Below are 4,592 nucleotides of genomic sequence, written 5' to 3' on the forward strand. Positions count from 1 at the left end.
AGGGTCAGACCGACTCGACGTCGGACATGTCGTCCGTGAGGGTGTCGTGCACGGTTGGGGCGACCGGCACGGTCGCCTGCTTCACCCGAGCCGCCGAGTGCGCTCCGCAACCGTGGTCGAAGGAGACCACGCCGCCGTCGTCGTTCGCCATCGCGTTGGCGCAGACCCCGAACATGGTGCCGAGCGGCGGCGAGAGCCACACCATGAAGCCGCAGGTGCGGCATCGCCCCGGCGCCTGACGAGACATCGGCGTGTCGGGTCCGTGGTCACTGTCATACCAGCGCTGGGCGGCATCGTCGCGGCCCTGGATCGACAGCACTTCCGTACGGCCGAGGCCGACCTCGGCGGCGATCGGCCGGACCGACGTCGGATCGATCTCGGCATCAACCGCGTCGTCCCCCACGAACCATGCCGGCGCCAGACGGGAGTCGTCCTCCTCCGGAGGCAGGACGTCACCGGGGGTCATGTCGCCGGACCGCACACGGTCCTTGTAGGGGGTCCAGTCGGGCGCGAGGATCGCGTCGTCGCCCGGCAGCAGCACGATCTCGTCGACCGTGACCTTCTTCTGGCGCGGTGCCCGGGCGACGGTCACCGACCAGTGCCAGCCGCGGTATCCGGCCTGAGCCGACTCGAACAGGTGGGTCACGACCCGATCACCCTCGGCACGCACGCTGAGGTGCTCGCCCACCTGTCGCTCCCCCACCTCGTCGACGAGTGCGTCGTGGGCGACGTCGACCGCGGCGGCAGCGACGGCGTCCAGCTTGGGCGCGCGCCCTGAGGACGCGCGGGAGCCCGCGGCACGACTGATGGGAGGCATAGCCTCATTCTTCCGTACGAGGCAAGTCTTCACCAGGCCGGGGGCAGCTCCCTCAGGAGGACAGCTCGTCGGCCAGCGCCCGCAGGAGCGCGGCCGTCTGCTTGGACGTCCGCCCCTCAGGGAACCGGCCGGCGCGGAACGTGCCTTCGAGCTGGTCGAGCAGACGGATGGTGTCCTCGACGATGACGACCATGTCCTCCGGCGGCTTGCGGCGAGCCTTTGCCTGCTGCTTGGCGACCGACGGCGTCGGGTCCAGCACCCGGACCTGCAACGCCTGGTCCCCTCGGCGCCCGGCAGCGATCCCGAACTCGACCCGGGTGCCCGGCTTCAGGGTGGTCACACCGGCCGGCAGCGCGTCGGCGCGTAGGAAGACGTCATCACCGTCCTCGCGGCTCACGAACCCGAACCCCTTGTCGGAGTCGTACCACTTGACCTTGCCAACAGGCACGGCTTGACCTCACCTTCGTCGCGGGCGGCGGCACCACAGGGACAGATTCCCAGCCTAGGCCACGGCGCGCGGCGGCCACACGGCGTCCAGGACCGCGGGCAGCTCCTCGAGCGAGCCGACGACACGAGACGCCCCTGCAGCCGCCAGCTCAGCAGGGGTGCACGGGCCTGTCGACACGGCGAGACCGGGGACGCCGGCGAGCTGCGCCGCCTCCATGTCGTGCACGTGGTCGCCGACGTAGGCCACGGCCCCCAGCTCGCGCAGCGCGTCGGCCTTCCCCGAACGCCACGCCCTGCCTCGGACCTCGTCGGCACGGAGCCCGAGGTGATCGAGGTGTCGGGCTGCGTCGGCGGTGTTCTTCGCCGTGATGACGGCGAGCCGTCCCCCACGAGCACGCACCGCCTCGAACGCCACGGCTGCACCCGGGAGCGGCCTCACCCGCTCGATCGCCAGGTCCGGGTAGAGCGCGCGATAGAGATCGGCCATCTCGGGAACGTCGGACGCCGCGAACCAGTGGCCGAGCTCAACCTCCACGGGCGGACCGAGCCGCGACACGACGAGATCGGAGTCGATCGCCACCCCGGTGCGGGCGGCGAGCTCGTCATAGACCGCCTTGATCCCCGGACGCGAGTCGATCAGCGTCATGTCGAGGTCGAAGCCGACGAGCGGAGAGGTCCCGAGATCTGTGGTGGGCACTCCCGCAGGCTACGCGGTCAGGACGAGGACTTGACCTCCCTGGTGACCCGCTCTGCCCCGTCGGCGGCTGCCCGCCGGAGTGCGACCAGCTGCGCGATGCGCAGCCGTGCGGCCCTTCTCTGTCGTTCTGCAAGATCGATGTGCGACATCAGTGCCCCCTACACCTTGTGCCGTACCTTATGAACACTGTAAACGCGGCAGGTACTCAGATGCTGTCCGTTCCGCGATAACGGTTCTGTAACACCAAGTGACAGCGACGTGAGTGCCGACCTCATTGAGCGAGCCTGCGGGTGAGCGGGACGCGACCCCGGGTGGCGACTGCGGCCACCGCCCCCGCAATCATCGGGACGACCAGGACGAGCGTGACGAGGACCGCCCACGGGATGTCGATGACGGGTCCTCCCGGGCTCCCCTCGAGGGCTCCCCAGCGATCGGTGGTCAGGGGCCGCGCCGCAGCCAGCCCTGGCGCGAACCCGACCACGACACCCAGCGCCGCCCCGAGCACACCGAGCACGACGGCCTGCGCGGCGGCGACCGCGCGGCGCATCCTCGGCCCTGCGCCGACGGCGGCGAGCGTCGCAAGGTCGGGACGCGCGTCGACCAGTGCCAGCCCGGTCGCGCTCAGGGTGCCGATGAGCACCGCGATGCCTCCGGCGCCGATCAGCAGGAGCAACTGCAGGGTGAACGTCTCCTGGAACCCTCGCTCGGTCCACGTGCTCTGGAGCCCGGGCATCTCGCGCAACGACGCACGAACGTCGCGCAACTGCTGGGCCGTGAGGGTCGAGTCGGCGAGCGCCCTGCTCCGCTCGTACGGGATGGCCTGGGCCTGCGCGGTCTGCGGGGCGATCACGGCGAGCGCGACGACGGGTTCACGCCCTTGCGGTACCGCCCCCATGCCGAGGTCGGCGGCCGAACCGTCGAGCGCGACCGTGCGCAGGTCCTCCGAGGCCCCGTCGGACGTTTCCTCGTACGTCCCCAGCGTGACCCGCCCGTCACCATCGAGCAGGGAGGGTCCGGCGACCAGCGCGCCCCCGGTGCGAAGGGTCTCGCCCTGTTCGGGTGTCAGCTCGATCCCCCACCCGGCAAGCTCCTCGGGTGTCGCGACGGCGACCTCACGGGTGTCCCACCGACCCCAGTCCTCGGTCTCCACCGCGACGTCGATCCATCCCTCGCCGGCCGCGTCGCTCCCTCGTTGCCCGGCCGTCCCGATCGGGGTGAAGGTGACGCCGGCAGCCTCGCCGGCCGCCTGCGCCGCCGTATCGACCGGCCCGCTTTCTTCGCTGAGCATGGTCGTCCCGAGCGGATAGGCGAACGTGTACGACCGGCGCTCCTGCTCGAAGTCGCTCGCGCCGGCGATGGCCAGGGCGGTGAGACCGGCGACCGAAGCCATCACGGCGGCGACCGCGGGCGTGCTGCGGGCACGCTGGCGCGTCGTGTCCCGTACGGCGAGGCGCAACGGCAGCGGAAGGGCCCGACCGAGCCGCCCCACCCCGGCGAGCACGAGCGGCGTCAGGAAGACCGTGCCCAGGACGACGGCGATCGTTCCGGAGGCGACAGCGATCTCGCCCCCGGGCCGGACACCTCGGGTGAAGCAGAGGGCCAGCCCGACGGCCACGAGCGCCAGACCGACGAGCGGCCAGCCGTTGCGCCGACCCGGCCTGCTCGGACGACCCGTGAGCGCCGCACTCACCTCCTGGTTCGCGACCTGACGTGCCGGGACGAGGGCGGCCAGGAACGCCGCGACGGCGCCGAGGACCACAGCGGCCAGGACGGCAGGCCACATGACGTCGTACGGACCGAGCACCGTGTCGTCGACCGCGCGCGGGATCAGCGCCACGATCGCCGGCGAAAGGGCAAGACCGAGCACGGCCCCGAGCGCTCCGGCCCCGAGGCCGAGCAGCAGCGCCTGCGCGAGCACCGCGCGCCGGACGTCCGCCGGCCCTCCGCCGGCGGCTGCGACGAGCGCGAGGTCGCGGCGCTGGCGACGTACACCCACGGCGAAGGCGGGGCCCGCCAGCAGGACGACCTGGAGCACGATCGCGGTGACGACGATCGCGAGGACCTCGCGCTCGGCGTCGTGACGATCCCACTCGACGAGCTCGGGGTACTGCGCGGACTTCGGCGGAGGGTTCTCGACGACCGACCGCGACACGACCATGAAGCCGAGGCGGTTCAGCCGCTTGACGTCATCCCACGTGACGGGCGCGTCGCGGACCACCAGGTGGTCGGTGAACACGTCCGCGTCGTCGAGGAGGCCGGAACCTGGCACGGTGACGAGGGAGTGGCGACCCGGCGATGTCGCGACGGAGTCGTACGTCCCGATGCCCACGACCTCGCGCTCTCGACCCCCGAGCCCGACGGTGTCGCCGATCTGCACCCCGTCGTCGCCAGCAAGGCCCGGGCTGACCACGACCTCGTCGCCGGTCCGGGGAAGGCGGCCGTCGGAGAGCATGACGAGGCCCTCGGTCGCGGGCTCTGCCACGTCCACCTCGAGGACGTCGACCGCGCCCCGAGATCGCGTGACGGTCGTGCGTCCTGCCCGGACCGGGACGAGGGTCGCCTCTGGGAGCGCCTCCTGCAAGGCGCTTGCGGGAGGACGCTCCGTCCCCCACGGGCTCTCACCCGCCCCCG

General features: G+C 71.9%; 4 protein-coding genes. All 4 read right to left on the bottom strand.

The features are described from left to right. Window positions 1–4: 4 nt before the first annotated feature. Window positions 5–817 (bottom strand): DUF3027 domain-containing protein, encoded by an 813-nt coding sequence (locus PV363_RS15990; RefSeq protein ID WP_301022848.1) that lies wholly within the window; start codon window positions 815–817, stop codon window positions 5–7. A gap of 52 nt (window positions 818–869) precedes the next feature. Continuing rightward, window positions 870–1,265 carry a cold shock domain-containing protein gene (locus PV363_RS15995; protein WP_220343535.1) on the bottom strand — a complete coding sequence of 132 codons (396 nt, stop codon included), beginning with the start codon at window positions 1,263–1,265 and terminating at the stop codon, window positions 870–872. A gap of 54 nt (window positions 1,266–1,319) precedes the next feature. After that, a complete protein-coding gene (locus tag PV363_RS16000; RefSeq protein ID WP_301022849.1) occupies window positions 1,320–1,961 on the bottom strand; it encodes an HAD family hydrolase in 642 nt (213 codons plus the stop codon). A gap of 271 nt (window positions 1,962–2,232) precedes the next feature. After that, the coding region (locus PV363_RS16005) for an FtsX-like permease family protein (protein ID WP_301022850.1) at window positions 2,233–4,592 on the bottom strand (2,360 nt) is incomplete at its 5' end.

It is taken from the genome of Mumia sp. (assembly GCF_028803055.1).
Taxonomy (GTDB): domain Bacteria; phylum Actinomycetota; class Actinomycetes; order Propionibacteriales; family Nocardioidaceae; genus Mumia.